Raw genomic sequence first — 15,994 nt, 5'->3', positions numbered from 1 at the left:
TAACGGAGGTTTTTTATGCGTATTTATAAAGTCGGCGGCGCCGTTCGTGATCGCCTGCTGGGCAGACCCGTCACCGATATCGACTGGGTCGTGGTGGGCGCCACCACCGAAGACATGCTCGCCAAGGGTTTTCGCCCGGTAGGTGCGGATTTCCCGGTGTTTCTACACCCCAAAAGCGGAGAGGAATACGCCCTCGCCCGCACCGAACGCAAAAGCGGACGCGGCTATGGCGGCTTCACCTTTCACGCCAGCCCCGAAGTGACCCTCGAAGAAGACCTGATCCGTCGCGACCTGACCATCAACGCCATGGCCGAAGACGATCAACAAAACCTGACCGATCCCTACCATGGCCAACGCGACCTGGAAGCGCGCCTGCTTCGGCACGTTTCCCCCGCGTTTGCCGAAGATCCGCTCAGGGTTCTGCGCGTTGCGCGCTTCGCAGCCCGTTATGCCGCGCTTGGCTTCACCGTCGCTCCGGAGACGCTGGATCTGATGCGTCAACTCAGCGAATCAGGTGAACTGCAAGCGCTGACAGCGGAACGCATCTGGAAAGAAATCTCCCGCGCCCTGATGGAAGATCAGCCACAGGTGTTCATTGAAGTACTGCGGGCCTGCGGTGCGCTCAACGTGTTGATGCCTGAGGTTGACGCATTGTTTGGCGTACCTCAACCGCAAGCCCATCATCCGGAAATCGATACGGGCGCGCATACCCTGAGCGTGCTGGAACAAGCCGCGCGCCACAAGCAACCACTCACCGTGCGCTGGGCGTGCCTGCTGCATGACTTGGGCAAAGGCCTGACGCCGGAGGAAGAATGGCCTCGACACATTGCCCACGAGTTCAAGGGACTGAAGCTGATCAAAGCGGTCAACGAACGCTTCAAGGCACCGAGGGACTGCCAGGAATTGGCGTTGCTGGTGGGCGAATATCACACCCACGGCCATCGTGCCCTGGAGCTGAAGCCATCGACGCTGTTGGAGTTGCTGCAAAGCTTCGACGTTTACCGTCGACCACAGCGGTTCGAGGAGTTCATCGCGGCATGTGAGATGGATGCACGCGGACGCAAAGGACTGGAAGAGCGAAGTTACCCACAGGCGGATTACCTTCGCGGTGCGGCAACCGCCGCCCGTAGCGTGGCGGTGCAGCCATTGCTGGAGAAAGGGTTCAAAGGGCCAGAACTGGGCGAGGCGATCAAGCGCGAGCGGCTAAAGGCCCTGAAAGCATACAAAGAGACTGCGTCGTCCTGACTGCCGCCATCGCGGGCAAGCCCGCTCCCACAGGGATTGCATCGTACCTGTGGGAGCGGGCTTGCCCGCGATGGCGTCATGAATGTCACAACAAATCTGAAGGCGTCAGTTGAATGCCGCGCCACTCAAAAGCCACGGGAGCCAGCACCTGATCAATCTGCGATTCAGCCCACAACGTGGCGAAACTCTTGCCTACGCCCGGGTGAACTCGATCCGGCGCAATCAACGACAACGGCCACAGCACGAAGGCGTTTTTCAGAATCTCTGCTCGCGGCAACACCAAACCATCGAAGTTGCCCACCAGATCACCGAACAGCAACACATCGATGTCCAGCGGCAAACCCTTGCGGTCCGGCGCGTAACGGCCATTGTCCGCCTCAATGAATTTAAGCCGGCGATCCAGTTCAATCAGTGGCAGATCGGTAAAGGCCGACACCACAAAATTGAAAAACGGCCCGCTCTTGATCCCCACCGGCTGGCTTTCGAAAACCGCCGAGCAACGAATATCCACCAGAAAACCGGCCAACGCTTCCAGGCCGGCCTGCAAATGGGCTTCACGCTCGATATTGCTACCGAGCCCGAGATACACCTGAGTCAGCGACATCCGCGCTCGATCTCCACACCCACACCACCGGTAGCGGCAGGGACTGCACCAGGCTTGGTCAGTTTCAGACGCATCCAGGTGATCTTGAATTCGCTCATCAGCACTTCAACCAGACGCTCGGCGAAGGTTTCCACCAACTGGAATTGCGCCTGCTCGGCAAAGGCCTGGATGCGCGACGAAACACTCGCATAATCGAGCGCGAGGGTCAGGTCATCACCAGCGGCTGCCGGACGATTATCCCAGGCGAAACTCAGATCAAGACGCAAGCACTGTCGGATGCCTCGCTCCCAGTCGTAAGCACCGATTACGGTGTCGACTTCCAGGCCCTCGATAAACACTCTGTCCAAGCACTTTTCTCCGCTACACGACAAGGGCGCAATGCGCCGTTAGAATCAGGGCGTCCTCGCCCGGAATAGTTAGCATGTTTTGGTTATTGGCGATCCTCGCCTACCTGCTCGGCTCTCTGTCCTTCGCCATTTTGCTCAGCCGCCTGACCGGAAACCCCGATCCGCGAATGAGTGGCTCGGGCAATGCCGGCGCCACCAACATGTTGCGCCTGGCCGGCAAAAAACTCGCCGTCCTGACGTTGCTCGGCGACCTCTGTAAAGGCCTGCTGCCTGTGCTGATCGCCGGTTTTGCCGGACTTTCCCTGCATGATCAGGCCTGGATCGGCGTTTGTGCCGTCATCGGCCACCTGTTCCCGCTGTACTTTCGCTTTCGCGGTGGCAAGGGTGTCGCCACCGCTGCCGGCATGTTGCTGGGCCTGTACCCGCCTGCGGCCTTACTGGCGGTCTGTGCCTGGCTGCTGACGTTCTACCTGACCCGCACCAGCTCGTTGGCCGCCTTGATCGCCACCCCACTGACCCTGCCATTGCTGGCCTGGCAAGAGCCGGCGGCGCTGCTGCCCATGAGCGCGCTCACGGGGATGATCGTCTGGCGTCATCGCGGCAATCTACGCGACCTGTTTGCCGGGCGCGAACGGCATTTTTAAATGCCGCCCGGCAGCGCCACTCATCACAGCGCGGACAACTGCTCCATCGGCCAACGCGCCTGGACACTGATCGCCAGGCTTTCCTGCTGACCAGCCTGCAAACGCTGACAACCGGCAAAAGCGATCATCGCACCGTTATCGGTACAGAACTGTGGACGGGCATAAAAAACATCGCCCTTCATGTCGCCGAGCATTTTTTCCAGGGACGTGCGCAACGCCTTGTTGGCGCTGACTCCGCCAGCGATCACCAGACGCTTCATGCCTGCCGCCTTCAGGGCACGCTTGCACTTGATGGTCAAAGTCTCCACCACGGCCTGCTGGAACGCCAGCGAGATGTCGCAACGGGCTTGCTCGCTGTCGTCCCCGGCGCTCACACACTGCTGCCAGGTGTTCAGGGCAAAGGTTTTCAGGCCACTGAAGCTGAAATCGAGGCCAGGTCGGTCACACATCGGACGCGGGAAGACGAAACGTCCTGCAAGCCCCTGCTCCGCCAGTCGAGCGATTTCCGGGCCGCCTGGATAGTTGAGGCCCATCATCTTCGCGGTCTTGTCGAACGCTTCGCCGGCGGCGTCATCCAGGGTTTCGCCCAAAAGCGTGTATTGACCGATCCCGTCGACTTGAACCAGTTGCGTATGACCACCTGAAACCAACAAAGCGACGAACGGAAATTCCGGCGGTTGCGACTCCAGCATCGGCGCCAGCAAATGACCTTCCATGTGATGTACACCAAGGGCCGGAATGCCCCAGGCGAAAGCCAGTGCCTGAGCACAGGAAGCGCCGACCAGCAGCGCACCTACCAGGCCAGGACCGGCGGTGTAGGCGATCGCATCGATCTCGGTCGGCACGCAGTCGGCTTCGGCCAACACCTGACGAATCAAGGGCAGCATGCGTTTGACGTGGTCACGCGAGGCCAGCTCCGGCACCACGCCACCATAGGCACGATGCAGGTCGATCTGACTGAACAGCGCATCGGCCAGCAGGCCACGCTCACTGTCATACAATGCGACACCGGTTTCGTCGCAGGAGGTTTCTAATCCCAGTACTAGCATGGGTTTGCGCCTTGTTTAGGCTGAATTCGAAGGCGCGCATAATAGTCGTCGCGTGATGCCCCGACCAGCGGTTTTCGATCAGAGGCTTTGCATTCCGTGCGATGAGGGGTTAACATCCGCAACCCTTAAAAACCGACGTCTTCAAGTGCTCTTTTGCCGCGAGGATGTTGACCCCGGTAATGAATGAAGGTAGCTCTGGATGCCAGCCGTCAAAGTAAAAGAGAACGAACCCTTCGACGTAGCTCTGCGTCGTTTCAAGCGCTCCTGCGAAAAAGCCGGTGTACTGGCTGAAGTTCGTAGCCGCGAATTTTACGAGAAGCCAACTTCTGAGCGTAAGCGCAAAGCAGCAGCCGCTGTTAAGCGTCACGCCAAGAAAGTTCAGCGCGAACAGCGCCGCGCCGTTCGTCTGTACTAATACACAGACGATCGTAGCAAGCTTCTGCCAAGCCCGGCTCTCCGCCGGGCTAATGGCATTTGCGTAAAACGCTTGATGCTTCACCGTCGAAGCCGCAGACGCGACTGAGACAAATCTGCTTCATCGCGTCAGACCTGGCTCTTTTGCCAGCGGTGCACGTCTTTTCTGACGAGCCTTTCAAGGCTACTGACGAGCACACCCACTGATTCCTCTCACGACGATCAGCCCAAGGCACCTCACGCGTGCAAATGATGAGCTATCCGAGGCCCATGACTGGCCGCAGCCGGATTCAGCGCAACACTTTCAAAAAGTCGAATACTGATTGGCATTAACGTCAGGGGATTTTCGGCAGATACATTTCCCGATAGCGATTACGCAGACGACACCGGTCGAGCCGCCCATCTTGTGCGCCTCAAACAATGACCTTCGTTCGACTACCCTTCGTTTCGGACCCAATCAGCGCAGATGACGAGAACGCCATGGCCGGGCTAATTCCCCAGAGCTTCATTGACGACCTTCTGAACCGCACCGACATCGTCGATGTGGTCAGCTCGCGCCTGCAAATGAAAAAAGCCGGCAAGAACTACACCGCCTGCTGCCCGTTCCACAAAGAAAAAACTCCGTCATTCAGCGTCAGCCCCGACAAGCAGTTCTATTACTGCTTCGGCTGCGGCGCCGGCGGCAATGCCCTGGGCTTCATCATGGACCACGACAACCTGGATTTCGTCCAGGCTGTCGAAGATCTGGCCAAGGCGGCCGGCATGGAAGTTCCACGGGAAGAAAGCGGCCGCGCGCACAAGCCGCGCCAGCCGACCGATTCGCCGCTGTATCCACTGCTCACCGCCGCGGCCGACTTTTACCGTCAGGCCCTGAAGAGCCACCCATCGCGCAAAGCCGCAGTGGACTACCTGAAAGGTCGCGGCCTGACCGGCGAAATCGCCCGCGACTTCGGCCTCGGCTTCGCGCCGCCTGGCTGGGACAACCTGTTCAAGCACTTGAGCAGCGATACCCTGCAGCAGAAAGCCATGATCGATGCCGGTCTGTTGATCGAGAACGCCGAAACCGGCAAACGCTATGATCGCTTCCGCGACCGCGTGATGTTCCCGATCCGCGACAGTCGCGGGCGCGTCATTGCCTTCGGCGGCCGGGTACTGGGCGACGACAAACCGAAATACCTGAACTCGCCGGAAACCCCGGTATTCCATAAAGGCCAGGAACTCTACGGCCTGTATGAAGCCCGCAAGAACAACCGCAACCTCGACGAAATCATCGTCGTCGAAGGCTACATGGACGTCATCGCCCTCGCCCAGCAAGGCCTGCGCAATGCTGTCGCCACCCTGGGTACCGCGACCAGCGAAGAACACCTCAAGCGACTGTTCCGTGTCGTGCCCAGCGTGCTGTTTTGCTTCGACGGCGACCAGGCGGGTCGCAACGCCGCGTGGCGCGCACTGGAAGCCACCCTGCCAAGCCTGCAGGATGGGCGACGGGCCCGCTTCCTGTTCCTGCCCGAAGGCGAAGACCCGGATACCCTGGTGCGTTCCGAAGGCACTGATGCCTTCCGCGCACGGATCAACCAGCACGCCCAGCCATTGGCAGATTATTTCTTTCAACAACTGACGGAAGAGTCGGACCCGCGCTCCCTCGAAGGCAAGGCCCACATGGCCACCCTCGCAGCGCCGCTGATCGACAAAGTGCCGGGAGCCAACCTGCGCATTCTGATGCGCCAGCGCCTGACCGAAATTACCGGCCTGAGCAGCGAAACGGTCAGCCAACTGGCGCAAAGCGCGCCACACGAGGCGCCGCCCGCCTATGACCCTGGCATCGATTACGACGCGATGCCTGATTACAGCGACTATCATCAGCCGCAATCGCAAGAAATGTATGTGCCGCAACAGGAATGGACACCGAAGAAGCCCGGTGCCGGCGGCAAGAAATGGGACAAAAAACCCTGGGACAAGAACGGCAAGCGTGGCGGCGATCGCGATCAACAGAGTGCCCCGCGCAAACCCATTGCCGTCGAAGCACCTACACTCATTGCGTTGCGTACGCTCATTCACCATCCGCAACTGGCTGGCAAAGTCGAAACCGCCAACCACTTCGCCAATGAAAGCAGCACTTATGGGCAATTGCTGGTAGCCCTCATCGAGGCTGTGCAAAAAAACCCTAAGCTAAACTCTATTCAGTTAATGGCTCGCTGGCACGGCACTGAACAGGGACGCTTGCTGAAGGCCCTGGCCGAAAAGGAATGGCTGATTGACGGCGACAACCTTGAACAACAGTTTTTAGACACCATTACTAGGTTATCAGCAGGTCAACACACCGATAGCCTGGAAGAACTCATCAGAAAAGCGAAGCAGCCAGGATTGACTGCCGAGGAAGCAAATCAGATCGCAAATCAGATGCGCGACCTATTAAAACGCAATATGGCTGTACCAAACCCGACCTCAACTGGCGCGTGAGGTCATAGCTCAGGTATAATCCTCGGCTTGTTTTTTGCCCGCCAAGACCTTCAGTGGATAGGGTGTTATGTCCGGAAAAGCGCAACAGCAGTCTCGTATCAAAGAGTTGATCACACTTGGTCGTGAGCAGGGCTACCTGACTTACGCGGAGGTCAACGACCACCTGCCGGAGGATATTTCAGATCCGGAACAGGTGGAAGACATCATCCGCATGATCAACGACATGGGGATCAACGTATTCGAGGTTGCGCCAGATAAGGATTCCCTTATGCTGGCCGACGCCGATACCGACGAAGCCGCGGCCGAAGAGGCAGCAGCAGCGCTGGCAGCGGTCGAGACCGACATTGGTCGCACTACCGACCCGGTGCGTATGTACATGCGCGAAATGGGTACTGTAGAGCTCCTCACACGTGAAGGCGAAATCGAAATCGCCAAACGTATTGAAGAGGGCATCCGTGAAGTGATGGGCGCAATCGCGCACTTCCCTGGCACGGTTGATCATATTCTCTCCGAGTACACCCGCGTCACCTCCGAAGGTGGTCGCCTGTCCGACGTCCTGAGCGGTTATATCGACCCGGACGACGGCATTGCGCCGCCTGCAGCCGAAGTGCCACCACCGATCGATCCGAAAGCCGTGAAAGCGGACGACGATTCCGACGATGATGACGCCGAAGCTTCGGACGACGAGGAAGAAGCCGAAAGCGGTCCGGATCCGATCATCGCTGCACAGCGCTTTGGCGCTGTGGCCGATCAGATGGAAATCACCCGCAAGGCCCTGAAAAAGCACGGTCGCCACAACAAGGCGGCGATCGCCGAACTGTTGGCCCTGGCCGACCTGTTCATGCCGATCAAATTGGTGCCGAAGCAATTCGAAGGCCTGGTCGAGCGTGTTCGCAGTGCTCTGGATCGTCTGCGTCAGCAAGAGCGTGCAATCATGCAGCTCTGCGTTCGTGATGCGCGCATGCCGCGTGCTGATTTCCTGCGCCAGTTCCCGGGCAATGAAGTCGACGAAAGCTGGTCCGACGCGCTGGCCAAAGGCAAAAGCAAATACGCTGAAGCCATCGGTCGCCTGCAGCCGGACATCATTCGCTGCCAGCAAAAGCTGACCGCGCTGGAAACCGAAACCGGTTTGACGATCGCCGAGATCAAGGACATCAACCGTCGCATGTCGATCGGTGAGGCCAAGGCCCGCCGCGCGAAGAAAGAGATGGTTGAAGCGAACTTGCGTCTGGTGATCTCCATCGCCAAGAAGTACACCAACCGTGGCCTGCAATTCCTCGACCTGATCCAGGAAGGCAACATCGGCTTGATGAAAGCGGTAGACAAGTTTGAATACCGCCGCGGCTACAAATTCTCGACTTATGCCACCTGGTGGATCCGTCAGGCGATCACTCGCTCGATCGCCGACCAGGCCCGCACCATCCGTATTCCGGTGCACATGATCGAGACGATCAACAAGCTCAACCGCATTTCCCGTCAGATGCTGCAGGAAATGGGTCGTGAACCGACCCCGGAAGAGCTGGGCGAACGCATGGAGATGCCTGAGGATAAGATCCGCAAGGTATTGAAGATCGCTAAAGAGCCGATCTCCATGGAAACCCCGATCGGTGATGACGAAGACTCCCATCTGGGTGACTTCATCGAAGACTCGACCATGCAGTCGCCAATCGATGTTGCCACCGTTGAGAGCCTTAAAGAAGCGACTCGCGAAGTACTCTCCGGCCTCACTGCACGTGAAGCCAAGGTTCTGCGCATGCGCTTCGGTATCGATATGAATACCGACCACACCCTCGAGGAGGTTGGTAAACAGTTCGACGTGACCCGTGAACGGATTCGTCAGATCGAAGCCAAGGCGTTGCGCAAGCTGCGCCACCCGACGAGAAGCGAGCATCTGCGCTCCTTCCTCGACGAGTGATCACAGAACCCCCGGCCCAGGCCGGGGGTTTTGCTTTCTACAGATTAAATCCCCCGCGCTACCCCTACCGCCGATTTGCCCGTCTACACTCGAAGCATTCCCCCGAGCCATAACGAGACCGTTATGCCCAGACTGCCGACCGTGTTTTTTTTGCTGTCGCTGATGACCTGGACCGCAACGGCTGGCGCGCTGACTCTGACCGACGAAGAACGTAGCTGGCTTGCGGCCCACCCGGACCTGCGCCTGGGTGTCGATGCATCATGGCCGCCCTTTGAGTTTCGCGACGAACAGGGCCGCTATCAGGGCCTTGCGGCAGACTACATCGACCTGATCCGCCGGCGCCTGGCGGTTGAACTGACGCCAATCGAGCCGGTCAGCTGGACAGTCGTGCTGGAGCAAGCCAAACAAGGCAAGCTGGATCTCTTGCCAGGCATCATGTCGACCCCGGAACGCCAGAGTTACCTGTCATTCACCCGCCCCTACCTGGATTTCCCGATTGTCATCCTGGCCCATGTCGGAGGGCCCCAGCCACGTAAAATCGAGGACTTGTACGGGCTGAAAATTGCCGTGGTGGAAAACTACGCGCCCCACGAATTGTTACGCACCCACAACCCCGATTTGAATCTGGTGGCGATGCCCAACGTCAGCTCGGCCTTGCAGGCGCTGGCCACCGACGAAGTGGACGCCGTGGTCGGCGACCTTGCCTCCAGCGTCTGGAGCCTGCGCCAGCTCAAGCTGGACGGCCTCTACGTCAGCGGCGAAACCCCCTATCGCTATCAATTGGCCATGGGCGTGCCCCGCAACAACAAAATGCTGGTCGGCATCCTGGATAAAGTTCTGGCAGACATGAGCCCGGCCGAAATCAGTTCCATTCAGGAACATTGGGTAGGCAACGTCCTCGATCATCGAACTTTCTGGTCCGATCTGCTGGTCTATGGCCTGCCGGGTTTACTGCTGTTGATGATCGTGCTGGCCGTAGTGATCCGGATCAACCGCCGACTGAGCTCGGAGATCGCCCGCCGCGTCGATCTGGAACAGGAACTGCGCAGCAGTGAATACCACTACCGCGGTCTGGTGGAGAGCCTGTCGGCTATTGCCTGGGAAGCGCGGATGAGCGACTTCACCTACAGCTATGTGTCGCCCCACGCGGAGGCCTTACTCGGCTACCCGCTGTCGCATTGGCTGATTCCGGGCTTCTGGCGCAACATCATTCACCCCGCCGACCTGACCCGCGCGCAGAACTTCTGTGATCACGAAGTGCTGGCCGGACGCGACCACAGCCTCGATTACCGGGTCATCACCGCCGATGGGCGCTGCCTGTGGGTGCGCGATATCGTCAGCCTGATTGAACATGGCCACGAACCGGTGATGCGCGGATTGATGATCGACATCAGCGAAGCCAAGCGCACCGAAGAAGCCCTGCGCCTGTCGGAGCAGAAGTTTGCCTCGGTGTTCCAGCAATGCCCGGACATCTTGGTGATCGCACGCCTTTCCGACGGCTGCCTGCTGGAGGTCAACGAAGCGTTCGAAGAACAGATCGGCCTGCGGGCCGAGGACGTCATCGGCCAGACCGCCACCAACCTCAATATCTGGGGCATACCCGGCGTCGGGCCGGGATTGTTGCAGCGCTTGCAGGCCGGCAGCATCCGCAACCTGGAGATGCCCTTTCGTCGCAGCAATGGCCAGGTGTTTACCGGCCTGATCTCCGCCGAGCCCTTTGACCTCGATACGACCCCGGCGCTGGTGGTGGTCGTGCGTGATATCACCCAGCTCAAGGAAACCCAGCAACAACTGCAAACCTCCGAAGAGAAATTCGCCAAGGCGTTCCACGCCTCGCCGGACGGCTTGTTGCTGTCCCGGCAAAGCGACGGCCTGCTGATCGAGGTCAACGAGGGGTTCAGCCGCATTACCGGGTTCAACAGCGCGATGTCGGTGGACCGTTCGGCGCTGGATCTGGGAATCTGGGTCAACCTCAACGAGCGCAAGCAGATGCTCGACCTGCTGCACCGCGACGGCTTTGTCCGCGACTTCAGTTGCCATATTCGCCGCAGCGACGGCCAGATCCGCCTCTGCGAAGTGTCCAGCCGTCCGCTACCGATTGGTGACGAAGACTGCATGCTTACCATCGCTCGGGACATTACCGAGCGCCACCTGATGCAGGAAAAACTGCAACAAGCGGCGACGGTATTCGAGAGCACTGCCGAAGGCGTACTGATCACCGATACCCAGCAGCACATCAGCGCCGTCAACCGCGCGTTTACCGAAATCACCGGTTACAGCGAAAGCGAAGCCTTGGGCCATACCCCGCGCCTGCTCGCTTCCGGCCTGCATGACAGCGCGTTCTACGCCGCCATGTGGCATCAATTGACTGCCGAAGGTCACTGGCAAGGCGAGATTTCCAACCGGCGCAAAAACGGCGAGCTCTACCCGAGCTGGCTGACCATCAGCGCCGTGCGCAACCGGGACAGGTTCATCACCCACTTCGTGGCCGTGTTCGCTGACATCTCCAGCCTCAAACACGCCCAGGCCAGACTCGATTACCAGGCCCACCACGACCCGCTCACCGGCCTGCCCAACCGCACGCTATTCGAAAGCCGCCTGCTGACTGCCCTCAATACCCAGAAGGAGAACGGCGGCCAGGGCGCGGTGCTGTTCCTGGATCTGGACCGTTTCAAACACATCAACGACAGCCTCGGTCACCCGGTCGGCGACCTGCTGCTCAAAGGCATTGCCGTACGGCTCAAAGAGCAGCTGCGAGATATCGACACCGTGGCGCGCCTGGGCGGCGACGAGTTCATCATCCTGTTACCCGGCCTGCAGCAAGCCAGCGACGCCGACAACATCGCGACCAAACTGCTTAACTGCTTCACCGCTCCGTTTCAGGCCGGCGAGCATGAGTTTTTCATCAGCTCCAGTATCGGCACCAGCCTTTATCCACAGGACGGCGGCGACGTCGCCACGCTGATCAAGAACGCCGACGCGGCGATGTACCGCTCCAAAGCCAAGGGCCGCAACCGGGTCGAAAGCTACACCCGCGACCTCACCGCGCAGGCCAGTGAGCGAGTGGCACTGGAACATGAACTGCGTCGCGCCATCGAGCGCAACGAGCTGCAGCTCTACTACCAACCGAAAATCAGCCTCGACGACTATCGCCTGGTGGGCGCCGAAGCGCTGATTCGCTGGCGCCATCCGACCTTCGGCGACGTACCGCCGGAGCACTTCATCTCCCTGGCCGAAGAGAACGGCATGATCCTGCAGATCGGCGATTGGGTGCTCGAAACCGCCTGCCGGCAAATGCACGAATGGAACCTGACCTACGACGGCCTCGGCCCGCTGTCCGTCAACCTGGCGGGCGCTCAGTTGCGCCAACCCAACCTGCTCGGCCGCATCGAACAACTGCTCAAGGACAACCACCTCAAACCGGGTTTCCTGCAGCTGGAAATCACCGAAAACTTCATCATGAGCCAGGCCGAGGAAGCGCTGGCGGTGCTGCACCAACTCAAGCATCTGGGCGTGCAACTGGCGATCGACGACTTCGGTACCGGCTACTCGTCACTGAGTTACCTCAAGCGCCTGCCCCTGGACATACTCAAAATCGACCAATCCTTCGTTCGCGGCCTGCCCGATGACCCGCACGACGCCGCCATCGTGCGCGCCATCATCGCCCTCGGCCGCAGCATGCAGTTCACCGTGATTGCCGAAGGCGTGGAGACTCACGCGCAGCAGCAATTCCTGGCCGACGAAGGCTGCGAGCAGATCCAGGGCTACATTGTCAGCCTGCCCCTGCCCCCCGACGAATTTGCCGCGACGTTTCTTCGTTCAACCGTTTCAGACTTTTCGGATAGCACAGCCGCGAAACCGTCGCTATAATCCGCGGCCTACTGAGGGCCTATAGCTCAGTTGGTTAGAGCAGAGGACTCATAATCCTTTGGTCCACGGTTCAAGTCCGTGTGGGCCCACCAAACAAGAAAGCCGCGCAATGCGCGGCTTTTTCGTGTCTGGGCGTATTCATCGCTCAACTGACAAGGGTCTCGAGCTTTACCGCCTACCGTTTTTAGTTTCGTTCACTGGCGGGGCTTTCGCGTAATCGTTCATGACTCTCGCGAGCAAGCTTGCTCCTACCATGGATTCGGCGCGTTTCAGCACACCGGCCAGATCTGCTCAAGACTCACACCCGTCAACACCACTTCATACGTATCCGCCGGCCTGCCCCATTGCTCCACTAAAACCATGCGATCCACCAGCGCAGCGCCCAGCCCTGTGATGGTCTCTGCCCAGGCCTCAACCATTTCTTGAGCCCGCAGCCACAGGCAATCATTGATCGCTTTCAGTTCGGTCGCGATGCGGTCGGATGAAGCAAGACCGGTATCGGGATAGGTGATGTTGCGTAGCAGGTGCCGCAGCTCCCTGATTTTTGCTTCGTCCCGCTCAGCACCGAGCGCCCCGTTGAGGATGGCTGCAGCTTCCGATAGGTCGACGCGTTTTGCGCCGACAGGTGCTGAAGGTAACGTCTGGGCCATCGCGCCCGCGAAAAGCATGATGATCCGGGCTTCCAGATAGGCCCTCATGGCGTCCATCGACGAGATGGGCCGCACCAGATTGATGGTTGCGCCTCCTTTGTGCCGCAAGTCCATGGTCACAGTCAGGGTGACGTCACCTGTTTCAAAGCCCAACGCACGGGCCACGACGTAGTGGCCCATTTCGTGATGGGCGATCTGCAATGCACGGTCCCTTACTGCAGCAGGCAGTTTTGTCGTCATGTCCTTCGCCTCGCACTCTCGACTGCATCAATCCTAGCCGATCTCCACAGACGTTCTTTCGCCCAGAAAAAAGCCGCGCCATGGCGCGGCTTTTCCGAGTCAAACGTCAGCCCTTATTTGGGCAACGCATACGCAATCACATAGTCCCCACGGTCCGTCGACTGACGTGCACCGCCTACGGTGAGCAGGATGTACTGCTTACCCGTCTTCGGCGAAACGTAGGTCATCGGCCCGGACTGACTGCCCACTGGCAGGCGCGACTTCCAGATCTCATTGCCGTTGCCGGTATCGAAAGCACGCAGGTAGAAGTCCTGGGTGCCGGCGAAGAACAGCAGGCCGGACTGGGTCGCGAGCGAAGCGCCGAGGGTCGGCATGCCGATCGGGATCGGCAGGTGCATGCGAATGCCCAGCGGGCCGGTGTCTTGCACGGTGCCGACCGGGACTTGCCACATCAGTTTGTGGGTCTTGAGGTCGATGGCGGACATCGTGCCGAATGGTGGTTTCTGGCACGGAATGCCGACCGCCGAGAGGAAGCGTTCGCGCATGGCACCGAATGGCGTGCCTTCTTGCGGCACCACACCCATTTCGATGCCGCTGGCCCCGGCGCCGATCTTGTCGCGCAGGATCATGTAGTTGGCCAGGCCCAGGCGCATGTCGTTGACGAACATGTAGTTCGTGTGCGGATCCACCGAGACGCTGCCCCAGTTCATGCCACCCAACGAGCCCGGGAATTGCAGTGCGCGGTCCATACCCGGCGGGGTGTAGACGCCTTCGTGGCGCATGCCCTTGAACTGGATGCGGCACATCAACTGGTCGAACGGCGTGGCACCCCACATGTCGGATTCGGTCAGGGTCTTGTTGCCGATCGAAGGCATGTCCACCGAGAACGGCTGGGTCGGCGAGTAGCGTTCGCCAGGCACATGGCCCTGGGGTACCGGGCGTTCTTCAACGCGCGCGATCGGCACGCCGGTTGCGCGGTTGAGCAGGAAGATCTCGCCCTGTTTGGTGACTTGGGCCAGCGCCGGCTGCATGACACCCTTATCGTCCGGCACGTCGTACAGCAGCGGTTGTGCCGGCAGGTCGAAGTCCCACAGATCGTGGTGAGTGGTCTGGAAGTGCCAGCGCACCTGACCGGTCTTCACGTCGACGGCGACGATGGAGGAGTTCCACTTGTCGTCGAACTCGGTACGCTGGCCGCCGAAGAAGTCCGGGGTGGCGTTGCCGGTTGGCAAGTAGACCAGACCGAGCTTGGCGTCGTAGGACATGGCCGACCACACGTTCGGCGTGCCACGGGTATACGTCTCACCCGCTGGCGGACGTTTGGTGGTGTTCGGATTGCCCGGATCCCACGCCCACACCAGTTCGCCGCTGCGCACGTCGTAGGCACGAACCACGCCTGGCGGTTCGCCGGTGGAATAGTTGTCGGCCACACGACCACCGACGATCACCACGTCTCCGGCGACCAATGGCGTTGAAGTCTGCTGGTAGTAACCGGGCTTCACTTCACCCATGTCGGTTTTCAGGTCGACCGTGCCTTGATTGCCGAACGCTTCGCAAGGCTTGCCGGTTTCGGCATTGATGGCGATCAAACGCGCATCGCCGGTCGGCAGGAACAGACGTTTCGTACAGGCCGTTGGCTGTGCACCTGCAGGTGCCGGGGCTTCGGAATAGCCCAGGCCACGGCAACGCTGCCAGTTCGGCGCGGAGCCTTGCGGGTCGAACTTCCAGCGCTGGGCGCCGGTGTCGGCATCCAGGGCGAAGACTTTGCCATAGGCGGTGCAGGTGTAGACCGTGTCACCGATTTGCAGCGGTGTGTTCTGGTCTTCGGCACCGGCGCCGGTGCTTTGCGGGATGTCGCCGGTACGGAAGGTCCAGGCCACCTGCAATTTGTCGATGTTGCCCTTGTTGATCTGGTCCAGCGCGGCAAAGCGGTTGCCGGCGGTGGTGTTGCCCCAGTGCGCCCAGTCTTTCTGCTCGCTGCCCGGCGCGACCGGCGTGACGGCAGGTTCGGTGGTGGCCTTGACCACGTGGGTCGGCACAAACATGTAGGCCAGGGTGGCGACGACACCGACAGCCAGAATACCGGCCAGCCCATAGGCGCCACGCCCTGCGGACGCGCCCGAGGCCCGTACCAGCGTCGGATAGATCAGCGCCACGACCAGGCCGATCACGGCAAACGTCAGCACGCGCGAGACCAGCGGCCAATACTCGAGGCCGGCATCCCACACGGCCCAGATCGCGGTCAGGATCAGCGCCAGACCATACAGCCAGGCGCCAGCCGGTTTACGGCGGGCAATCATCAGGCCGGAGACCAGCATCGCCAGGCCCATCAGCAGGAAATACCCGCTGCCACCGAGTGAAATCAGGTAGCCACCACCACCCGCCAGGCCGAGCCCGATCAGTGCAATCAGAACACCCAGCCCCGCCAGCAACCATTGGCTGCCGGCGGCAGCCCCAGAATTATTCATGTCGGAATTATCCCCATTTGTGACAAGCGCGGAATAATGTACTACCTAGTTACTTATGGCAAATTGTCGCAGGTGAAAATGGCATGAA

11 protein-coding genes and 1 tRNA gene are annotated in these 15,994 nt (G+C 59.9%); 7 read left to right on the top strand and 5 right to left on the bottom strand.

Annotated features, from left to right (window positions below; genetic code table 11):
- Positions 1-15: 15 nt before the first annotated feature.
- Positions 16-1,245 (top strand): multifunctional CCA addition/repair protein, encoded by a 1,230-nt coding sequence (locus BLV61_RS18025; protein WP_090466766.1) that lies wholly within the window; start codon positions 16-18, stop codon positions 1,243-1,245.
- 85 nt (positions 1,246-1,330) lie between these two features.
- Here BLV61_RS18025 and folK read toward each other — a convergent pair whose 3' ends face one another.
- Complete coding sequence (folK, locus tag BLV61_RS18020; protein ID WP_047534158.1) at positions 1,331-1,849, bottom strand: 2-amino-4-hydroxy-6-hydroxymethyldihydropteridine diphosphokinase; 519 nt, start codon at positions 1,847-1,849, stop codon at positions 1,331-1,333.
- Positions 1,840-2,196 carry a dihydroneopterin aldolase gene (gene folB, locus BLV61_RS18015; protein ID WP_008051601.1) on the bottom strand — a complete coding sequence of 119 codons (357 nt, stop codon included), beginning with the start codon at positions 2,194-2,196 and terminating at the stop codon, positions 1,840-1,842. Before folB ends, folK begins: the two co-directional genes overlap by 10 nt.
- Positions 2,197-2,270: 74 nt before the next feature.
- On the opposite strand from folB, the gene plsY reads away from it, so the two are divergent.
- Positions 2,271-2,840 (top strand): glycerol-3-phosphate 1-O-acyltransferase PlsY, encoded by a 570-nt coding sequence (gene plsY, locus BLV61_RS18010; protein ID WP_047534163.1) that lies wholly within the window; start codon positions 2,271-2,273, stop codon positions 2,838-2,840.
- Between the two features lie 23 nt (positions 2,841-2,863).
- On the opposite strand, the gene tsaD is transcribed toward plsY, so the two are convergent.
- Positions 2,864-3,889, bottom strand: coding sequence for a tRNA (adenosine(37)-N6)-threonylcarbamoyltransferase complex transferase subunit TsaD (gene tsaD, locus BLV61_RS18005; RefSeq protein ID WP_047534165.1), 1,026 nt, complete (start codon positions 3,887-3,889; stop codon positions 2,864-2,866).
- Positions 3,890-4,088: 199 nt separating this feature from the next.
- Between tsaD and rpsU the strand changes: the two genes are divergently transcribed.
- From rpsU to BLV61_RS17980, 5 genes are all read left to right on the top strand, one after another.
- A complete protein-coding gene (gene rpsU, locus BLV61_RS18000; protein ID WP_002551877.1) occupies positions 4,089-4,304 on the top strand; it encodes a 30S ribosomal protein S21 in 216 nt (71 codons plus the stop codon).
- A gap of 479 nt (positions 4,305-4,783) precedes the next feature.
- Positions 4,784-6,763, top strand: a complete 1,980-nt coding sequence (gene dnaG / locus BLV61_RS17995) for a DNA primase (RefSeq protein ID WP_047534172.1) — start codon at positions 4,784-4,786, stop codon at positions 6,761-6,763.
- A 67-nt stretch (positions 6,764-6,830) separates the two neighbouring features.
- A complete protein-coding gene (gene rpoD, locus BLV61_RS17990) occupies positions 6,831-8,678 on the top strand; it encodes an RNA polymerase sigma factor RpoD (RefSeq protein WP_047534175.1) in 1,848 nt (615 codons plus the stop codon).
- 123 nt (positions 8,679-8,801) lie between these two features.
- On the top strand, positions 8,802-12,548 hold the full coding sequence (locus BLV61_RS17985; RefSeq protein WP_047534178.1) for a bifunctional diguanylate cyclase/phosphodiesterase: 3,747 nt from the start codon (positions 8,802-8,804) through the stop codon (positions 12,546-12,548).
- Between the two features lie 15 nt (positions 12,549-12,563).
- A tRNA-Ile gene (locus tag BLV61_RS17980) sits at positions 12,564-12,640 on the top strand.
- 177 nt (positions 12,641-12,817) lie between these two features.
- Here the strand turns inward: BLV61_RS17980 and BLV61_RS17975 are convergent.
- Positions 12,818-13,438: a peptidase M41 gene (locus BLV61_RS17975; RefSeq protein WP_090466764.1), complete on the bottom strand. Its 621-nt coding sequence runs from the start codon at positions 13,436-13,438 to the stop codon at positions 12,818-12,820.
- Positions 13,439-13,551: 113 nt separating this feature from the next.
- Positions 13,552-15,906 carry a glucose/quinate/shikimate family membrane-bound PQQ-dependent dehydrogenase gene (locus tag BLV61_RS17970; protein WP_090466762.1) on the bottom strand — a complete coding sequence of 785 codons (2,355 nt, stop codon included), beginning with the start codon at positions 15,904-15,906 and terminating at the stop codon, positions 13,552-13,554.
- Positions 15,907-15,994 lie beyond the last annotated feature (88 nt).

It is taken from the genome of Pseudomonas mohnii, assembly GCF_900105115.1.
GTDB lineage: Bacteria > Pseudomonadota > Gammaproteobacteria > Pseudomonadales > Pseudomonadaceae > Aquipseudomonas > Aquipseudomonas mohnii.
This window is presented reverse-complemented; position numbering and strand designations above follow the sequence as displayed.